Origin of the sequence: Streptomyces sp. NBC_01478, from assembly GCF_036227225.1 — a bacterium.
Lineage (GTDB): Bacteria > Actinomycetota > Actinomycetes > Streptomycetales > Streptomycetaceae > Streptomyces.
This window is the reverse complement of record NZ_CP109444.1, coordinates 8,555,623-8,572,838: the sequence shown is the minus strand read 5'-3', so window position 1 is coordinate 8,572,838 and position 17,216 is coordinate 8,555,623. Positions and strand designations below refer to the sequence as shown.

Genomic DNA, 17,216 nt, shown 5'->3' with positions numbered 1-17,216 from the left:
GGCATCCGGTCATCCCACAGGTGGCACCGCCACCGGCGCCTCCACCCCCACATACCGAGCCACCGGCCGGATGATCTTCGAGTCCTCCGCCTGCTCCACCACGTTCGCACTCCACCCCACCACCCGCGCCGCCGCGAACGTGGGCGTGAACATCTCCCGCGGCAGCCCGCAGAGTTCCATCACCAGCCCCGCGTAGAACTCGACGTTCGTGTGCAGCTCACGCCCCGGCTTGAGTTCGGCGAGGATCGCCTCGACCTGGCGCTCGACCTCTACGGCGAACTCGACCCGCGGGCCGCCGAACTGCTGGGCGACCTCGCGCAGCATCCGCGAGCGGGGGTCCTCCGTGCGGTAGATCGCGTGGCCGAAGCCCATGATGCGGTCACCGGCGAGGACACGTTCGCGGATCCACGGGTCGATACGGTCCGGCGTGCCGATCGCGTCCAGGGTGTCCAGGGCACGGCTGGGCGCACCTCCGTGCAACGGACCCGAGAGCGCCCCTACGGCCCCCACCAGGCAGGCCGCCACATCCGCCCCCGTCGACGCGATGACCCGCGCGGTGAAGGTTGACGCATTGAATCCGTGGTCAATGGTTGAGATCAAGTATTGCTCGATCGCCCTGGCCTGCTGCTTGTCCGGCTCCGAACCCGTCAACATGTACAGGTAGTTGGCCGCGTAGGGGAGGTCCTCGCGCGGCTCCACGGGGTCGAGTCCCCGCCCCAGCCGGTACAGCGCGGTCAGCAGCGTCGGTACGGCCGCGGACGCCACGACGGTGTCCTGGCGGCGGGTGTCCGCGTCGATGTCGTACACCGGCCGGAAGCCCTTCGCGGCGCCGAGCAGCGACAGTGCCGTACGCATCCCGGACAGCGGTCCGGACGTCCCGCTCGCCGCCGCCACGGCAGGCAGCGCGGCCCGCACCTCGTCGGGCAGCCGACGCAGCGCGGCGGTCTCGGCGGCGAAGGCGGCGCTCCGGTCGGCGTCCGGCAGTTCGCCGTGGGCGAGGAGATGCCAGACGTCCTCGAAGCCGCGGGTCTGCGCGAGTTCGACGGCGGAGTACTGGCGGTAGTGGTAGAAGCCCTCGATCCCTCGGACGTCACCGATTCGGGTGTCGGTGACGACGACGCCCGCGAGTCCCCGCGGAACCTCGATACGAGTGGCTGCGGCCCTGTTGACGGACATGTTTCCTCCCTGGACTTGATTCGACTGTCCATGGTTGACTCATTCTCTGTCAATATTGATTGAATCAATATGATCCAGAGATGGATACCGTGACCTCCATGCGCGATCAAGAACCCGCTCCCGGTCACCCCGAGCGACGGTTGAGCACCAAGGAGACCGCCGAGCTGCTCGGCGTGAAGCCCGAGACCGTGTACGCGTACGTGAGTCGCGGGCAACTGGGCAGCAGACGCGAGCCCGGCGGTCGGGGCAGCACCTTCGACGCCGAGGAGGTGGAGGCGCTCGCCCGGCGCAACAGGCGGGAGAGCAGCGGGAGTTCGGGTTCCGGCGGCGAGTTGTCCGTACGGACCCGCATCACGCTCATCGAGAAGGACCGTTACTACTTCCGGGGCGTCGACGCGACCGAGCTGGCCGCGCGCCACTCCTACGAGGAGATCGCCGAGTGGCTGTGGACCGGGGAGCTGCGTCCCGGGATCACGTTCACCGCGCCCAAGGCGGCCGTCGCCGTCGCCCGTCGCGCCGTCGACGCGCTGCCCGAACACACCGGCCCCACCGACCGGTTGCGGGTCGCGGCCATCGCGGCGGCGACCGCGGACCCGTTGCGCTTCGACCTGTCCGAGGACGCCGTGCTCGGCACCGCGCGCATCCTCATCCCCACCCTCGTCGCGGCCCTGCCGCCGGTGCGGCGCGCCCATCGCGACGAGGGTCCGCTGGCCCACCGACTGTGGGCACGGCTGAGCGGACAGCCTGCTGACGAGGCGTCACTGCGCGTCCTGGACACGGCACTTGGGCTGCTCGTGGACCACGACCTGGCCGCGTCCACGCTCGCGGTGCGGGTCGCCGCCTCGGCCCGCGCCCACCCGTACGCGGCCGTCTCCTCCGGCCTGGGGGTCCTCGAAGGCCCCCTGCACGGCGCCGCCAGCGGCCTGGCGCACCGGCTGCTGCTCGACGTGCTCGACCAGGGCAGCGCCGGTCCGGTGGTCGCGGACGAACTGCGGGCCGGCCGCCGTATTCCCGGACTCGGCCACCGGCTCTACCCGGGCGAGGACCCACGCGCGCGTGCCCTGTTCGCCCTCCTGAAGGAGATCCCTGGCGCCGCGCCCGGTCTCGCCGCGGCCCGGGACATCGTCGCCACCACCGCCCGCCACACCCCGCTGCACGCCAACGTCGACCTGGCTCTCGCCGTCCTCACCGTCGCCTCGGGGATGCCCTCCACGGCGGGCGAGACGGTCTTCGCCGTCGCCCGTACGGCGGGCTGGATCGCACACGCCCTGGAGGAGTACGGCGAGCGACCGCTGCGCATGCGGCCCAGCGGTCACTACGTAGGCCCCAGACCGCCTCAACCACTACCGGAGTAGGACACGAGCGCGGCCGGAAGTCGCCCCGAGGCAAGTCAGGTTAGGCTCACCTCTGTGAGTACGTGCGCGACCGTCTCTCGGGACCTCGACGAGCCCATTTCCGGAACCGCGGCCACGGCGACGACGTGGCTGCTGCTGGAACAGCCCGGTCCTTGGGGTGCCAAAGCGCTCACTTCGAGCCACCTGGACCCCGTGCTGGGCCGCGCCCTGGAGGCGGCCGCCGCGAACACGGGCGTACGGATCGCGCTCATCCGCCGTCCCGGACGGCACGCCGACCCGGCGGCGTCGCCGGTGCGCCAGGTGTACGCGGCCCACACCGTTCCCGGAAACGTATGGCTGCACAACGCCACGACCACCGACCCGCGGGAACTGCTCGCCCTGGACTTCGCCGCCCTCGGCACGGGTGACCCGCGCTCGTTCGGCTCGGCGCTCGGCGGGCGGGCCCACACCGGCGCCCCGCTCGCGCTCGTCTGCACCAACGGCAAGCGCGACCGCTGCTGCGCGCTCCTGGGCCGCCCCCTCGCGGCCGAGCTGGCCGCCTCCGGGGTCGAGGGCGCCTGGGAGGTCACCCATCTGGGCGGCCATCGCTTCTCGCCAACGCTGCTCGTCCTGCCGCACGGCTACGCGTACGGGCGCATCGGGGCCCACACCGTCAAGGAGATCCTCCAGGGCGTCCAGGAGGGCCGTGTGGTCGTCGAGGGCTGCCGGGGCGGCTCGGCGTGGGAGCGGCCCGGACAGGCGGCGGAGCTGGCCGTGCGGACGGCGGCGGGCGAGTACGCGATGGACGCCTTGACCGTCGTACGGACGGACGGCGCCGCACCGCGCTGGGAGGTGACCGTCGCGCACACCGACGGGCGCCACTGGCGCGTGATCGTCGCCCAGGGCGCTTCCCTGCCGCCCCGCCCGGAGAGCTGCGGGACGTCGGTCCTCGGCGCGCCGGCGCGGATGGACGTGGTGGCGGTGCGCGAGCTGACGTCGGCGCTGGCGGGCTGACCCGCCCGGCACGCGTCTCCTGGTGTGGTCGCGCAGGTAAAAGGCCGTCTCCTGGAACCACGTTTCCCCAAGAACTGGTCAAGAGATCCATGCCACACCCCTGGGGCAGCCCCCACCCCGCCACGTACCGTCATGGGTATGAGCCCCACACCCCCCGCACGCCGCCGTCGCCTCGGGCTGCCGCGGCGGGTGTTCTCGCAGGTGCTGCTGATGCAGTTGGCGATCGCCGCGGGAGTCGCGGTCCTGGCGACCGGGCTGTTCCTCGCGCCGTTGAGCAAACAGCTCGACCAGGAGGCGATGAACCGCGCCCTGGCCATCGCCCAGACCACCGCGCAGCAGCCGCAGATCATCAAGGACGTCCAGAACACCCCTCCGACCGTGGACGGCCCCGTCCAGAAGGAGGCGGAGCGGGTCCGCAAGGCCACCAAGGCCGAGTACGTGGTGGTGATGGACTGGCGGGGCGTCCGGTGGTCGCACACGACCCCGAGCGAGATCGGCCGGTTCGTCTCGACCTCTCCTGACCAGCCCCTGGCCGGTCAGGAGGTCAAGGAGATCGACAAGGGCACCCTGGGCCGCTCGGCCCGCGGCAAGGTGCCCCTGCGCGACGCCGACGGCACGGTCGTCGGAGCCGTCTCCGTAGGCATCAAGTACGACAGCGTCCGCGCGCAGTTGATCAGCGCGATCCCGGGGCTGCTGGCGTACGCCGGGGGCGCGCTCGCCGTCGGTGCGCTGGCGGCCTGGCTGATCTCCCGGAGGGTCCAGCGGCAGACCCGGGACCTCGCCTTCTCGGACATCTCGGCGCTGCTCTCGGAGCGCGAGGCGATGCTGCACGGCATCCGGGAGGGCGTCGTCGCCCTGGACCGCGGCGGCCGCATACGGCTCCTGAACGACGAGGCGCGGCGGCTGCTGGGCATCGGTGACGAGGCGGTCGGCCGCTCCCTGGACGAGGCGCTCGGGGAGGGCCGTACGACCGATGTCCTGGCGGGCCGGGTGACCGGCACCGACCTGCTCGCCGTCCGGGGCCAGCGCGTCCTGGTCACCAACCGGATGCCCACCGACGACGGCGGCGCCGTCGCCACCCTGCGCGACCGCACCGAACTGGAGCAGCTCGGCCGGGAGTTGGACTCGACGCACGGGCTGATCGACGCCCTGCGCGCCCAGGACCACGAGCACGCCAACCGCATGCACACCCTCCTGGGGCTGCTCGAACTGGAGATGTACGACGACGCCGTGGACTTCGTCGGCGAGGTGGTCGGCGATCACCGGGCGACGGCCGAGCAGGTCACCGAGAAGATCCAGGACCCGCTGCTCGCCGCCCTGTTGGTGGGCAAGGCGACCGTCGCGGCCGAGCGGGGCGTCGCCCTGTGGATCTCCGACCGCACCTGGCTGCCCGACCGGTTGATCGATCCGCGGGGACTGGTCACGGTCGTCGGCAACCTCGTGGACAACGCGCTCGACGCCGTCGGAGGCACACCTCACGCACGCGTGGAGGTCGAGTTGCGGACGGAGGGCCGTACGGCCGTGCTCCGGGTGCGCGACACGGGCCCCGGAATCCCGGAGGAACAACGGGAGTTGGTCTTCACCGAGGGATGGTCCACGAAGAAGCCCCCGGCTCATGGCAAGCGCGGAATAGGGCTCTCCCTGGTGCGTCGACTGGCCGAACGGCAGGGCGGCAGCGCGGTGGTGACGGAGGCGTTCGGCGGGGGCGCGGAGTTCGCGGTCGTCCTGCCCGAGGCGCTGACCGAGCCGGACCTGGAACCGGCTCTCACCGCCCCCGGGGAGACCGACGCCGAGGAGGAGTCGCGATGATCGAGGTCCTGGTCGTGGACGACGACACGCGGGTCGCCCAGGTCAACGCGGCCTACGTGGAGAAGGTGCCGGGCTTCCACGTCGCCGCCGAGGCGCACAGCGCGGCCGAGGCGCTGAACCGGCTGGAGACGCTGCCCCGGCTGGACCTGGTCCTCCTGGACCACTATCTGCCCGACGAGACGGGTCTGGCGGTCGTCCAGGAGATGCGCCGGCGCGGCCACCAGACCGACGTGATCATGGTGACGGCGGCCCGGGACGTGACGACCGTGCAGGCGGCAATGCGGCTGGGCGCACTGCAGTACCTGGTCAAGCCGTTCGCGTTCGCGGGCCTGCGGGCCAAGTTGGAGGCGTACGCGGAACTGCGCCGGACGCTCGACGGCGGCGGCGAGGCCGAACAGGCCGAGGTGGACCGCATCTTCGGCGCCCTGTCCGCGCCCTCGGAGCCCGGGCTGCCCAAAGGGCACTCCCCCACCACGGCGAAACTCGTGCGCCAGTCCCTGATGAACGCCGAAGGCCCCCTGTCCGCCCAGGAGATCGCCGACCGCACCGGAGTGAGCCGGCAGACCGCCCAGCGCTATCTGAAGCTCCTGGAGCGCACCGGACGGGCCCGGCTGACGCTCAAATACGGCGACGCGGGCCGCCCGGAACACCGTTACATGTGGGCGACCCGCGCCTGAGGGCGCGGCCGGTCAGCCTGTCGCGTTCTTCACGAACTCGGTCGTGTACGTCTTGTCGAGGTCCACGTCGGCGTTCTTGATGGTGGGGTTGAACGCCTTGAGCACCTTCTCGACGGTCTCCGGGCCGTTCGCCGGCATCACGCCGTCCTTGGTGAACATCGGCAGCGTGCTCTTGATCGCGGTGGCGTAGAGGAACTTGTTGCCCTGGGAGTAGTCGGCGGGCATCTTGTCGGCGATCTCGGTCGCGCTGTGGGTGGACATCCACGTGAGCGTCTTGACGAATGCATTGACCATCTTCTGCACAGTGGACTTGTGGCTGTTCACCCAGTCCGTCTGCATGTACAGACTTGACGAGGGATACGGTCCACCCAGCGCCGCCTGTGATCCCTCGGGCGTCCGCATGTCGACGAGGATCTTGCCGGCCTTCTTGTCGAGGATCGTGGCGACGGTCGGGTCGGTCGTCATCCCGGCGTCGATGGAGCCCTGTTGGAGCGCGGCGACGAAGGTCGGTCCCGCGCCGACGGCGACCGGGGTGAACTCGCTGACATCGACGCCGTTCTTGACGGCGAGGTACTTGGTGAGGAAGTCGGTGGAGGAGCCGAGGCCGGTCACGCCGAGCTTCTTGCCCTTGAAGTCCTTGGCCGACTTGACCTTCCCCGCCGCCTTGGTGGAGACGACCTCCACTTCGCCGGGCGCCTGCGAGAACTGCACCACGGACTCGACCGACTTGCCCTTGACCTGGAGGTCGAGCGTGTGGTCGTAGAAGCCGACGGCTCCCTGGACCTGCCCGGAGACGAGCGCGGTCTCGGCCTGGACGCCGGCCGGTTCGCTCAGCAGCTCGACGTCGAGGCCCTCGGCGTCGAAGTAGCCGAGCCGCTGGGTGAGCATCGCGGGCAGGTAGATGACCTTGTCCAGGCCACCGACCATGATCTTGACCTTCACGCCCTTGCCGTCGCCCTTGCTTCCTGAGCCCGTGGAGGCGGTGCTGGCCGCGTCGTTGGCGCAGGCGGTGAGCGAGGAGAGGGCGAGCAGGCCCGAGGCGGCCAGGGCGGCGTATCTGGCGGTCTTGCGCATGGCGGTTCACGTCCTTGTGAGGGTGCGGTGCGGGGAGGAGGGGGCCACGTCAACGGGGGTGCCGTGAGCGGCGGTTCAGCTGTCGGAGCCCGACGGCTTCCAGCGGAAGATGCGGTTCTCGGCGAAGGTGAGGAACCCTTCGGCGACGAGGGCGACGACCGCGAGAATCACCATCGCGGCGTACACACCGGCCGCGTTGAACGTGCCCTGGGACTGCGCGACGAGCAGGCCGATGCCCTTGGTGGCGCCGATGTACTCCCCGACGATCGCGCCGATGAGGGCGAAGCCGAAGCTGACATGGAGGCTGGTGAAGATCCAGGAGGTCGCGGACGGGATGACCACCTGGAGGGTCACCCTGCGGTCGCTGGCGCCGAGGATGCGGGCGTTGGCGACCAGGTTGCGGTCGACCTCGCGGGCGCCCTGGAAGGCGTTGAAGAACACCGGGAAGAAGACGAGCACGACGGCCGACGCGACCTTGGAGGCCGGTCCGAGTCCGAACCAGATCACGAAGATCGGGGCGAGCACGATCCTCGGTATGGAGTTGAGCACCTTGATGTATGGACCAAGTATGTCGGCGAGCAAGGTGATCCGCCCCAGAGCGATACCGAACACGACACCGGCGATCACACCGATGATCCAGCCCAGCAGCGCCTCCTGGAGCGTGAACCAGATCTGCTCCCCCAGGGAGCCGAGCGCGGTCCCGTGCATCACCCAGGTGTAGATCTGGTCCCAGATCTTGGAGGGCATCGAGAAGTTGAACGGATCGATGACCTTGGCCCGGGAGAGCACCTCCCACAGACCGAGAACGGCGACCAGGAGCAGCACTCTCGCCGCTCCGACACCGACCTTGCGTTTGCGGGCGGCACGCGCGCGTGAATGGGCGCGGTCCGGCTTGTCGCCGGGCTCGGTCACGGTGGCTACGACCTTGTCCTCGGGCATGACGTCAGGCGACATTGGCCGCACCCCTCTCGCGCGTGATGCGGACCTCTTCGCCGAGGGACTCCCAGATCTCGCGGTAGATCTCGATGAACCGCGGCTCCATGCGCACCGATTCGACCTTGCGGGGCCGCGGCAGGTCGATGTCGTAGACCTGCTTCACGGTGGCCGGCCCGGCGGTCATCACGACGACCCGGTCGGCCAGCGCGATGGACTCCTCCAGGTCGTGGGTGACGAAGACGACCGAGGCACCGGTGCCCTCCCACAGCTCCAGGAGTTCGTCCGACATCAGGGCCCTGGTCTGCACGTCGAGTGCCGAGAACGGCTCGTCCATCAGCAGGATCTCGGGGTCGTTGACGAAGGTCGCGGCGAGCGCGACGCGCTTGCGCATCCCGCCGGAGAGCTGGTGCGGATAGCGGTCCTCGAAGGCGGAGAGCCCGACCCGGGCCAGCCACTCACGCGCCTTCGCCCTGGCCTCCGCCTTCGGTACGCCGCGGAAGCGCGGGCCCGCCATGACGTTGGACAGCACCGTGCGCCAGGGGAAGGTGGCGTCCTGCTGGAAGACGAAGCCGACCTTGTCGCCGACGCCGGAGACGGGCTCCCCGGCCACCAGCACATCGCCCTCGGAGGGCTCCTCCAGTCCGCTGACGAGGGTCAGCGTGGTCGACTTGCCGCAGCCCGTGGGGCCCACGACCGCCACGAACTCGCCACGTCCGACGGTGAGATCAAGCCCCCGTACGGCCGTGTGCAGACCCCCCGACGGGGTCCTGAAGGTCTTGCTCGCGCCCCGCAACTCGATGGCGGGGCTGGTGTCTGCGCTCATGGCCGGGACCGTAGATGTGGCCCGGACCACAGCAGCAGTCTTCTGGGCGCAAGCCGTTCTTTTGCTCGCAAGAGCCTGTTGTGCTCGTTTTGCTCGCGCTACAACTGCGGAGCCGAAACACGGGCTTAACGCTCGCCATGGCCTTGAGGAAAGAGGCCCGATGATTGACGTCATGGTCGTGGACGACGACTTCCGCGTCGCCGAGATCAACGCCAGGTACGTGGGAAAGGTTCCCGGCTTCCGGGTCGCCGCCCGCGCGCACAGCGCCGCCCAGGCGCTGGCCACCGTGGAGCGCGGGGCCATCGACCTGGTGCTGCTCGACCACTATCTGCCCGACCAGACGGGTCTCGAACTCGTCCACCGCATGCGGCAACAGGGCCACGGCACCGACGTCATCATGATCACGGCGGCCAGCGATGTGACGACCGTGCAGCGGGCGATGCGCCTGGGCGCCCTGCACTACCTGGTCAAGCCGTTCACCTTCGCCGCGCTGCGCACCCGCCTCGACTCGTACGCCGCCCTGCGCCGCACCGTCGATCGCGTCGGCGGCCGTGGCATCGCCGGCCAGGAGCAGGTCGACCGCATCTTCGGCGCGCTGCGCACGACGGCCGTGCCGGCCTCCCCCGGCCTGCCCAGCGGCCACTCGGAACCGACCACCGACCTGATCTGCGGCGTCCTGCACAGCGCCGGCCACCCGCTCTCGGCCCACGAGGTCGCCGCCGAGACCGGCCTGAGCCGCTCGACCGCCCAGCGCTACCTCCGCCACCTGGAACAGGCCGGCCGCCTCCGCCTCTCCCTCAAGTACGGCGACACGGGCCGCCCGGAACACCGCTACGCCTGGGTGGCGCCGTAGCCACGCGTGGCACGGCACACGGGCGCCCGCCGCTGTCGTACGAGATCGAACCGCGCACGTACGACGACGGCGGGCACCCCCGCTACACGGCCCCCGCCCCCGTCAGTGCCCGTACCTCGGTCTCCGCGTGCTTGGCCTCGTCCGGGACCTCCGTCGAGGTGACCGTGCCGAGCCAGCCGGCCAGGAAACCGAGCGGGATCGACACGAGGCCGGGGTTCTGGAGCGGGAAGAACTGGAAGTCGACGCCCGGGAACAGCGATTCGGGACTGCCTGACACGACCGGCGACAGCAACACGAGCACGAGTGCAGGGACGAGTCCGCCGTATACGGCCCATACGGCGCCGCGGGTCGTGAAGCCGCGCCAGAACAGCGAGTAGAGCAGCACCGGGAGGTTCGCGGAGGCGGCGACGGCGAAGGCGAGGCCCACCAGGAAGGCGACGTTGAGGTCCCTGGCGATGAGGCCGAGCCCGATCGCCGCGACACCGATGCCGACCGCGGCGACCCGCGCCACGGCCACCTCACTGCGCGGCTTGGCGTTCGGGCGCCGCAGCGACGCGTACAGGTCGTGCGCCACGGATGCCGAGGAGGCCAGGGTGATCCCGGCCACCACCGCGAGGATCGTGGCGAAGGCCACGGCCGCGACGATCGCGAACAGGACGGTACCCCCGGTGGAATCGGCTCCTCCGCCGAGGTCGAGGGCGAGCAGCGGGACCGCCGTATTCCCCGCCTCGTTCGACTTCCGAAGGGTGTCCGGTCCCACGACCGCCGCGGCGGCGAAGCCAAGGATGATCGTCATCAGGTAGAACGCGCCGATGAGCCCGATCGACCACACCACCGAACGGCGCGCGGCCCGTGCGGTCGGCACGGTGTAGAAGCGGGACAGGATGTGCGGCAGCCCGGCCGTGCCCAGCACCAGCGCGAGGCCCAGGCTGATGAAGTCGAACCGCGCGGTCCAGTCCCCGCCGTACTTGAGCCCCGGCGCCAGGAAGGCGGCGCCGTGACCGCTGCGCGCGGCTGCGGTGAGCAGCAGGTGGTTCAGGTTCCCGTGGAAGCGCACCAGGGTCAGCACCGTCAGCGCGATGGTGCCGCTCATCATCAGGACTGCCTTGACGATCTGGATCCATGTGGTGGCCCGCATCCCTCCCATCGACACATAGATCACCATGAGCGCCCCGACGCCGATGACGGTCCAGGCCCGCGCGGCCGGACTCGTCCCGCCCAGCAGCAGTGAGACCAGGCTGCCCGCGCCCACCATCTGCGCCACCAGATAGAGAACGGACACGGTGACCGAGGAAGTTCCCGCAGCGATCCGCACCGGCCGCTCGCTCATCCGGGCGGCGACCACGTCGGCGAGCGTGAACCGCCCGCAGTTGCGCACCAGTTCGGCGACGAGGAACAGCACCATGAGCCAGGCGACGAAGAAGCCCACCACGTACAGCAGGCCGTCGTAGCCGAACAGCGCGATGAGCCCGGTGACCCCGAGGAACGAGGCTGCGGACAGATAATCACCCGAGATGGCAAAACCATTCTCCATCGGGGAGAAGAGACGCCCGCCCGCGTAGAACTCCTCCTCCGAACCATGCCGGTTGCGGCTCACCCAGGTGGTGATCCCGAGGGTGACCGCGATGAACGCGCTGAACAGCAGCAGCGCCAGCGTCTGATGGTTCCCGGTCACGACGTACCGCCTCGAATGCCTCGTGTCAGTTCCTGTGTGTCCCAGCGCAGTTCGAGCGCGGCCCTGTCCCTGCGCAGCCGCGCGTGCCGGGCGTAGGCCCAGGTGAGCAGGAAGGTGGTGAGGAACTGCCCCAGTCCCGCGACCATCCCCACGTTCACCGCGCCGGCCACCGGCCGGGCCATGAGTCCGGGTGCCGTCGTCGCCGTCACCACGTAGGCCACGTACCAGGCAAAGAAGGCGACGGTGGCCGGCACCACGAACCGCAGATACCGGCCGCGCACCTCCTGGAAGGCCGCGCTGCGCTGCACCTCGAGGTACACGTCCGCGGCGCGCAGCGCCCGTCCCTTGTCCTCCCGACGGGCGGACGGCACTTCGGGGACGGGCACCCCCGCGCCGTCCGACTCGCCCCAGCCGGACGCGAGCGCGTCGTACCACGGGTCGTGGTACCTCACCTTCCCGGTTGCCGCGGCGGGGGTCGGGTCATGACCTTCGTGGTGCTCGGCCGGACTCTCGTGACCATTCCCGCCACCGCGGGGACGACCGTTGCTTGACTGCATGCCCAAGGATGGACAGAACGGGAAGATCCCCGACTCTTCTTCTCCGCTGTCTTCACCCCATCAGGTGACTCAACCCGCTGGTGGCCGCACCAGCCCCTTGCCGTAGGCGTAACGCACCGCCTGCGCACGGTCCTTGAGCCCCGTCTTGGCGAACAGGTTGTTGATGTGGGTCTTCACGGTCGCCGTGGAGACATGCAGCTTGCGGGCGATCTCCTGGTTGGTCAGACCCTCGGCGATCAGCAACAGCACCTCGGTCTCCCGCGCGGTGAGCCCGTCCGGCGGCTCTTCGGGCCCCGGCGCCGGCTGCGGCTCGGACTCCGACAGGCGCTCCAGCAAACGTCGTTGGATGCTCGGCGACAGCCCGGCGTCCCCCGACAGCACGCTCTGCACGGCCCGTACGATCTCCTCGCCGCCCGCGTCCTTGGTGAGATAGCCGCGCGCTCCCGCGCGCAGCGCCTGGAACAGCGACGCGTCGTCCGCGAACGTCGTCAACACCACGACCTGCGTTCCGGGATGCTCCGCGCGGATGCGCCGGGTCGCCTCGACACCGTCACAGCGCGGCATGCGCAGGTCCATCAGGACGGCGTCCGGGGCGAGTTCGGCGACGAGCCGCACCGCCTCGTCCCCGTCGCGGGCGGCGCCGACGACCTCGATCCCGGGCAGCAGCCCCAGCAGCATCACGATGCCTTCCCGTACGACGGTCTGGTCGTCCGCGACCACGACCCGCGCGGGTCTCCTCACGGCCTCCTCCGTCATGCGGGCACCTTCAGCGTCACCACGAATCCCTCCTCGTCCGGCCCTGCCCGCAAGGAACCGCCCAGCAGCTCGGCGCGTTCCCGCATGCCCAGCAGACCGTATCCACCTCCCGCCCCGGTGAGTTCGCCGGGCGAACCGCCCGAGTCCCGTACGTCCAGCGTCACTTCGTGCTCGCCGTAGTCCAACGTGAGCAGCACTTTGGCGCCCGGAGCGTGCTTGCGGACGTTCGTCAGGGCCTCCTGGGCGACCCGGCGCACGGTCTGTGAAGCCTCGGCGGGCAGTTGTCTGCGATCACCCGTAACGGTGACCTCGGCACGGCCGGTCGTACCGACGATCTCGGTCAGGAAGTCCTCCAGCGGGCTCATCTCGCCCCGCAGCGCGGACAGGGCCTGCCGGGTCTCCACCAGGCCGTCGCGGGCCATCCCCCGTGCCGCCACGACCCGTTCCAGAATCGTCTCCCGGTCGGCGCCCCGCTCGATCAGCAGCCGGGCCGCCTCCAGGTGCACGAGCTGTGCCGAGAGGCTGTGGGCCAGCACGTCGTGGATCTCCCGGGCGATCCGGGCCCGCTCCGCCAGCGCGGCGGACTCCGCCTCGGCCGCGCGCGCCAGGCGCTCCTGGGCGAGCAGCCGCTGAGCGTTGCCCCGCGCCTCGGCGTCGAGGCGGAGCGTGTATCCGGCGAGGGACAGCCCGGCCGTGGTGACCGCGGTGGTCAGCCATACGTCGTTGTTGACCGCGGCGAAGATCGCGAGGGACACCGCTGTCACCGGTACGGCAACCGCGATGGGCAGCCGCTCCAGCGAGATGACGGCGCAGCCACACCAGACGACGAGGGCCGGGACCGTGAAGCCGGTCGCCTGTCCCGCGATCGCGATTCCGAGGAGCGCGGCGATGAGGGCCACCGACGGCCAGAGTCTGTGGGCGAGGGTGGTGCGCCAGAACGCCCAGCCGAGGGCCGCGGCCACCAGGATCCCCGCCACGCCGCCGGCCAGGGCCCAGCCGTGGATGTGGCTGCCGGTGAAGGCGCCCCCCAGCAGCACGCCGATCACCAGCAGCCGGACGGCCCAGGCGAGCAGCCGCCGGGGCCGTGAGACTCCGTCTCGGCTCAGCGCCTCCCGCGAGGGCCAGCGCGTCCATGCGTTCTCGGTCACGCGCGCTCCTTCCGGGCGGGCCGCGCCATGCCGAAACCGTACGCCGGGGCCGATCCGGCCGCCCCGGTGTAGGCCTGGGCCCGCCAGGCCAGGACCCCGGAGCGGACCAGCAGCGTTGCCGCGAGACCGAGCATCAGGGCCGCGCTGTCCTGGTGCACCCCGATCAACGCGCCCAGGGCGACGAGGCCGACGCGCAGGGCTATGCCGACGATCCAGACGCCCCCGCTCGCCTTGGTGCTCTTGCTCCACACGGAACCGTCGGTCTCGACCCACAGGCGCGTGGTCCAGGCCCAGCCGGCTCCGGTGGCCAGCCCGATGACCAGCTCGACGCCGAGCAGGAAGGCCGACTCGGTGTGGTGGTGCGCGTCGAGTATGCCGGGCTCGCGCAGCGCAACGACGGCGAGGATCACGGGGAGGAGCCACCAGCGCCGGTCGGTGTCGATCCGACGGGCGCGGAACTGCCGCACGATCACCACCGCGACGACGGCCACGATCACCAACGCGTTGACGAGCCCGGACATCAGAGCCTCCGTGAGCGGAAGGGGATGTCGGCCGCGAGCGCTGCCGACGCCTTCGACGCTACGGAAATTCGAAGGTCGGCAGATCGGCGCCAGGGTGGATCGTGGGTGGATCCCTGAACCGCGCCGACCTCCACCCACGGGTGGAGGCGACTGGCGGCGCCGGATCCGTGCCGGGCGGGCGCGCCGTGTCCGTGCCCGTGTCAGGACCCACGGGTGGAGCCGACGGGCGGCGGGTCCATGTCAGGCGGCCGCGTCATGTCCGTGTCCGGCATGGAGCGATCGGGCCGGGCCGCGGCTCAATGCCTCCGTGCCGCGGCCCGGGTCCGGATCGGACCCGGGCCCGGCACGGCGGTCAGGCGTCGATCCGCGACCGGTCCAGCGTCGCGGCCGAGCTGGAGATGAACTCCTTGCGCGGCGCCACGTCGTTGCCCATCAGCAGATCGAAGACCTGCTCGGCCGCGTCCAGGTCCGAGAGGTTGATCCGGCGCAGGGTCCGGTGGCGGGGGTCCATCGTCGTCTCGGCCAGTTGGTCGGCATCCATCTCGCCGAGGCCCTTGTAGCGCTGGATGGAGTCCTTGTACCGGACGCCCTTGCTCTGGAACTCCAGGAGCTTCTCGCGCAGCTCACGGTCCGAGTACGTGTAGACGTACTTGTCCTGGCCCTTCTTGGGCTGGACCAGCTCGATGCGGTGCAGCGGCGGCACCGCGGCGAACACCCGGCCGGCCTCGACCATGGGCCGCATGTAGCGCTGGAACAGGGTCAGAAGCAGACACCGGATGTGGGAGCCGTCCACATCGGCGTCGGTCATCATGATGATCTTGCCGTAGCGGGCGGCGTCGATGTCGAAGGTGCGACCCGATCCCGCTCCTATGACCTGGATGATCGCCCCGCACTCGACGTTCTTCAGCATGTCGGTGACGGACGACTTCTGGACGTTGAGGATCTTGCCGCGGATCGGCAGCAGCGCCTGGAACTCGGAGTTCCGTGCGAGCTTGGCCGTACCGAGCGCGGAGTCGCCCTCGACGATGAACAGTTCGCTGCGCTCCACGTCGTCGCTGCGGCAGTCGGCGAGCTTGGCGGGCAGCGAGGAAGTCTCCAGGGCCGTCTTTCGACGCTGCGCATCCTTGTGCTGCCGGGCCGCGATACGCGTGCGTGCGGCGGCGACGGCCTTCTCCATGACCACCCGGGCCTGGGCCGCCGCGTCACGCTTCGTCGAGGTCAGGAAGTCCTTGAGTTCCTTGGCGACCACGTTGGCGACGATGCGGCGGGCCGCCGACGTACCGAGCACCTCCTTGGTCTGGCCCTCGAACTGCGGTTCGGCGAGCCGGACGGTGACGACTGCAGTGAGGCCCTCCAGGGCGTCGTCCTTGACGACGTCGTCCTCAGCCACGCGCAGCAGCTTCTTGGCGCGCGCCACCTCGTTCATCGTCTTGACGACGGCCTGCTCGAAGCCGGCGACATGGGTACCGCCCTTGGGGGTGGCGATGATGTTCACGTACGACCGGAGCGTCGTGTCGTAGCCGGTCCCCCAGCGCATGGCGATGTCGACGCCGAGTTCGCGTGTGACCTCCGTGGGCGTCATCTGCCCGTGGTCGTCCAGGACGGGCACCGTCTCCTTGAAGGTGCCCTGGCCGGACAGGCGCAGGACGTCGCAGACCGGCTTGTCGTTCGCCAGGTACTCGCAGAACTCGCTGATGCCGCCGTCGAAGCGGAAGGACTCCTCCCCCTTGCTGCCGCCCTCACCGAGGCCGTACTCGTCGCGGACGACGATGGTCAGTCCGGGCACCAGGAACGCGGTCTGCCGGGCCCGCTGGTGCAGGCCCTCCAGGGACAGCTTGGCGTCCTTGAGGAAGATCTGGCGGTCGGCCCAGTAGCGCACACGCGTGCCGGTGCGGGTCTTGGCAATCCGCTTGGTCTTGCGCAGGCCACCGGGTTCGAACGTGGCATCCGGACCGGCGGTCGCGAAGGAGCCCGGCACACCGCGCCGGAAGCTGATGGCGTGGGTGTTGCCGCTGCGGTCCACCTCGACGTCCAGCCGCGCGGACAGGGCGTTCACCACGGAGGCGCCCACGCCGTGCAGACCGCCGGAGGCGGCGTACGAGCCGCCGCCGAACTTGCCGCCGGCGTGCAGCTTGGTCATGACGACCTCGACACCGGAGAGGCCGGTCTTGGGCTCGACATCGACCGGGATGCCCCGGCCGTTGTCCCGGACCTCCACCGAGGCGTCGTCGTGCAGGATCACCTCGATGTGGTCGCAGTAGCCCCCGAGGGCCTCGTCCACGGAGTTGTCGATGATCTCCCACAGACAGTGCATCAGGCCACGGCTGTCGGTGGACCCGATGTACATACCCGGGCGCTTGCGTACGGCCTCGAGTCCCTCGAGGACGAGCAGGTGCCGCGCGGTGTAGTTGGAACCGTCCCGGTCTGCTCCTGCCAGCAGCGCTGTCGACGGCACGGACGTTTCGGCGGTCACGCGGTTCGCTCCTCGCTGAATTTCAGATGAGGCCCTTTTGGGTAAGGGCCCGGCTTCGGTTGCCGCTCAGAGGGTACCGAGGCCTGGTAGAGCCGTTGTAACGCCACCCTCGTCTCCTCCTCACACTAGTCCAGTGTCGTATACCTGTTCGATCCCTCGATGGAGTGAAGTACATATCACGTTCCCTTCGGGGCATGAACCATTTAGGCTCCGGGCACGTCCTCATGAACAACCGGCAACCCAGCCGGATGGACCCGACCCTGACCCCCAGCGCGAACCCGTACAGACACATAGACACGCAATACGGCACATTCGCCGCCAACCGGCAGCAGACAGCCGCCCCGGAAGAATTTTTCGAGGAAAAGCCACGAGCGGGAACGTTTTCGGGCT

Annotated in this window: 15 protein-coding genes; 5 read left to right on the top strand and 10 right to left on the bottom strand. The window is 70.1% G+C overall.

The features are described from left to right. Positions 1-9: 9 nt before the first annotated feature. Positions 10-1,176, bottom strand: a complete 1,167-nt coding sequence (locus tag OG223_RS38765; protein WP_329259126.1) for a citrate synthase/methylcitrate synthase — start codon at positions 1,174-1,176, stop codon at positions 10-12. A gap of 98 nt (positions 1,177-1,274) precedes the next feature. On the opposite strand from OG223_RS38765, the gene OG223_RS38760 reads away from it, so the two are divergent. From OG223_RS38760 to OG223_RS38745, 4 genes are all read left to right on the top strand, one after another. Beyond that, positions 1,275-2,531, top strand: coding sequence for a citrate synthase family protein (locus OG223_RS38760; RefSeq protein WP_329265710.1), 1,257 nt, complete (start codon positions 1,275-1,277; stop codon positions 2,529-2,531). 54 nt (positions 2,532-2,585) lie between these two features. Next, entirely contained in the window at positions 2,586-3,524 is a 939-nt protein-coding gene (locus OG223_RS38755; RefSeq protein ID WP_329259123.1) for a sucrase ferredoxin, read from the top strand. 138 nt (positions 3,525-3,662) lie between these two features. Then, positions 3,663-5,333 (top strand): sensor histidine kinase, encoded by a 1,671-nt coding sequence (locus OG223_RS38750; protein ID WP_329259120.1) that lies wholly within the window; start codon positions 3,663-3,665, stop codon positions 5,331-5,333. Beyond that, on the top strand, positions 5,330-6,010 hold the full coding sequence (locus tag OG223_RS38745; protein WP_329259118.1) for a response regulator: 681 nt from the start codon (positions 5,330-5,332) through the stop codon (positions 6,008-6,010). The genes OG223_RS38750 and OG223_RS38745 overlap by 4 nt, the downstream gene beginning before the upstream one ends. Before the next feature lie 12 nt (positions 6,011-6,022). Here the strand turns inward: OG223_RS38745 and OG223_RS38740 are convergent, their stop codons facing one another. The 3 genes from OG223_RS38740 to OG223_RS38730 all read right to left on the bottom strand — a co-directional run bounded on the left by OG223_RS38740 (position 6,023) and on the right by OG223_RS38730 (position 8,843). Continuing rightward, positions 6,023-7,084, bottom strand: coding sequence for an ABC transporter substrate-binding protein (locus OG223_RS38740; RefSeq protein WP_329259115.1), 1,062 nt, complete (start codon positions 7,082-7,084; stop codon positions 6,023-6,025). A gap of 75 nt (positions 7,085-7,159) precedes the next feature. Next, positions 7,160-8,038 carry an ABC transporter permease gene (locus OG223_RS38735; protein ID WP_329259112.1) on the bottom strand — a complete coding sequence of 293 codons (879 nt, stop codon included), beginning with the start codon at positions 8,036-8,038 and terminating at the stop codon, positions 7,160-7,162. Then, positions 8,028-8,843, bottom strand: coding sequence for an ABC transporter ATP-binding protein (locus tag OG223_RS38730; RefSeq protein WP_329259109.1), 816 nt, complete (start codon positions 8,841-8,843; stop codon positions 8,028-8,030). Before OG223_RS38730 ends, OG223_RS38735 begins: the two co-directional genes overlap by 11 nt. 160 nt (positions 8,844-9,003) lie before the next feature. Between OG223_RS38730 and OG223_RS38725 the strand changes: the two genes are divergently transcribed. After that, the gene (locus OG223_RS38725) at positions 9,004-9,696 is read left to right on the top strand and encodes a response regulator (protein WP_329259105.1); all 693 of its coding nucleotides are present in this window, start codon (positions 9,004-9,006) and stop codon (positions 9,694-9,696) included. An 82-nt stretch (positions 9,697-9,778) separates the two neighbouring features. Here OG223_RS38725 and OG223_RS38720 read toward each other — a convergent pair whose 3' ends face one another. The 6 genes from OG223_RS38720 to OG223_RS38695 all read right to left on the bottom strand — a co-directional run bounded on the left by OG223_RS38720 (position 9,779) and on the right by OG223_RS38695 (position 16,826). Then, positions 9,779-11,371, bottom strand: coding sequence for a solute symporter family protein (locus OG223_RS38720; RefSeq protein WP_329259102.1), 1,593 nt, complete (start codon positions 11,369-11,371; stop codon positions 9,779-9,781). Continuing rightward, entirely contained in the window at positions 11,368-11,823 is a 456-nt protein-coding gene (locus OG223_RS38715) for a DUF485 domain-containing protein (RefSeq protein ID WP_443073787.1), read from the bottom strand. The genes OG223_RS38720 and OG223_RS38715 overlap by 4 nt, the downstream gene beginning before the upstream one ends. A gap of 174 nt (positions 11,824-11,997) precedes the next feature. Continuing rightward, a complete protein-coding gene (locus OG223_RS38710) occupies positions 11,998-12,684 on the bottom strand; it encodes a response regulator transcription factor (RefSeq protein WP_329259096.1) in 687 nt (228 codons plus the stop codon). Further along, the gene (locus tag OG223_RS38705) at positions 12,681-13,832 is read right to left on the bottom strand and encodes a histidine kinase (protein ID WP_329259093.1); all 1,152 of its coding nucleotides are present in this window, start codon (positions 13,830-13,832) and stop codon (positions 12,681-12,683) included. The genes OG223_RS38710 and OG223_RS38705 overlap by 4 nt, the downstream gene beginning before the upstream one ends. After that, complete coding sequence (locus OG223_RS38700) at positions 13,829-14,353, bottom strand: DUF1453 domain-containing protein (RefSeq protein WP_329259089.1); 525 nt, start codon at positions 14,351-14,353, stop codon at positions 13,829-13,831. Before OG223_RS38700 ends, OG223_RS38705 begins: the two co-directional genes overlap by 4 nt. 352 nt (positions 14,354-14,705) lie before the next feature. Beyond that, the gene (locus OG223_RS38695) at positions 14,706-16,826 is read right to left on the bottom strand and encodes a DNA gyrase/topoisomerase IV subunit B (protein WP_329259087.1); all 2,121 of its coding nucleotides are present in this window, start codon (positions 16,824-16,826) and stop codon (positions 14,706-14,708) included. Between the last annotated feature and the right edge of the window lie 390 nt (positions 16,827-17,216).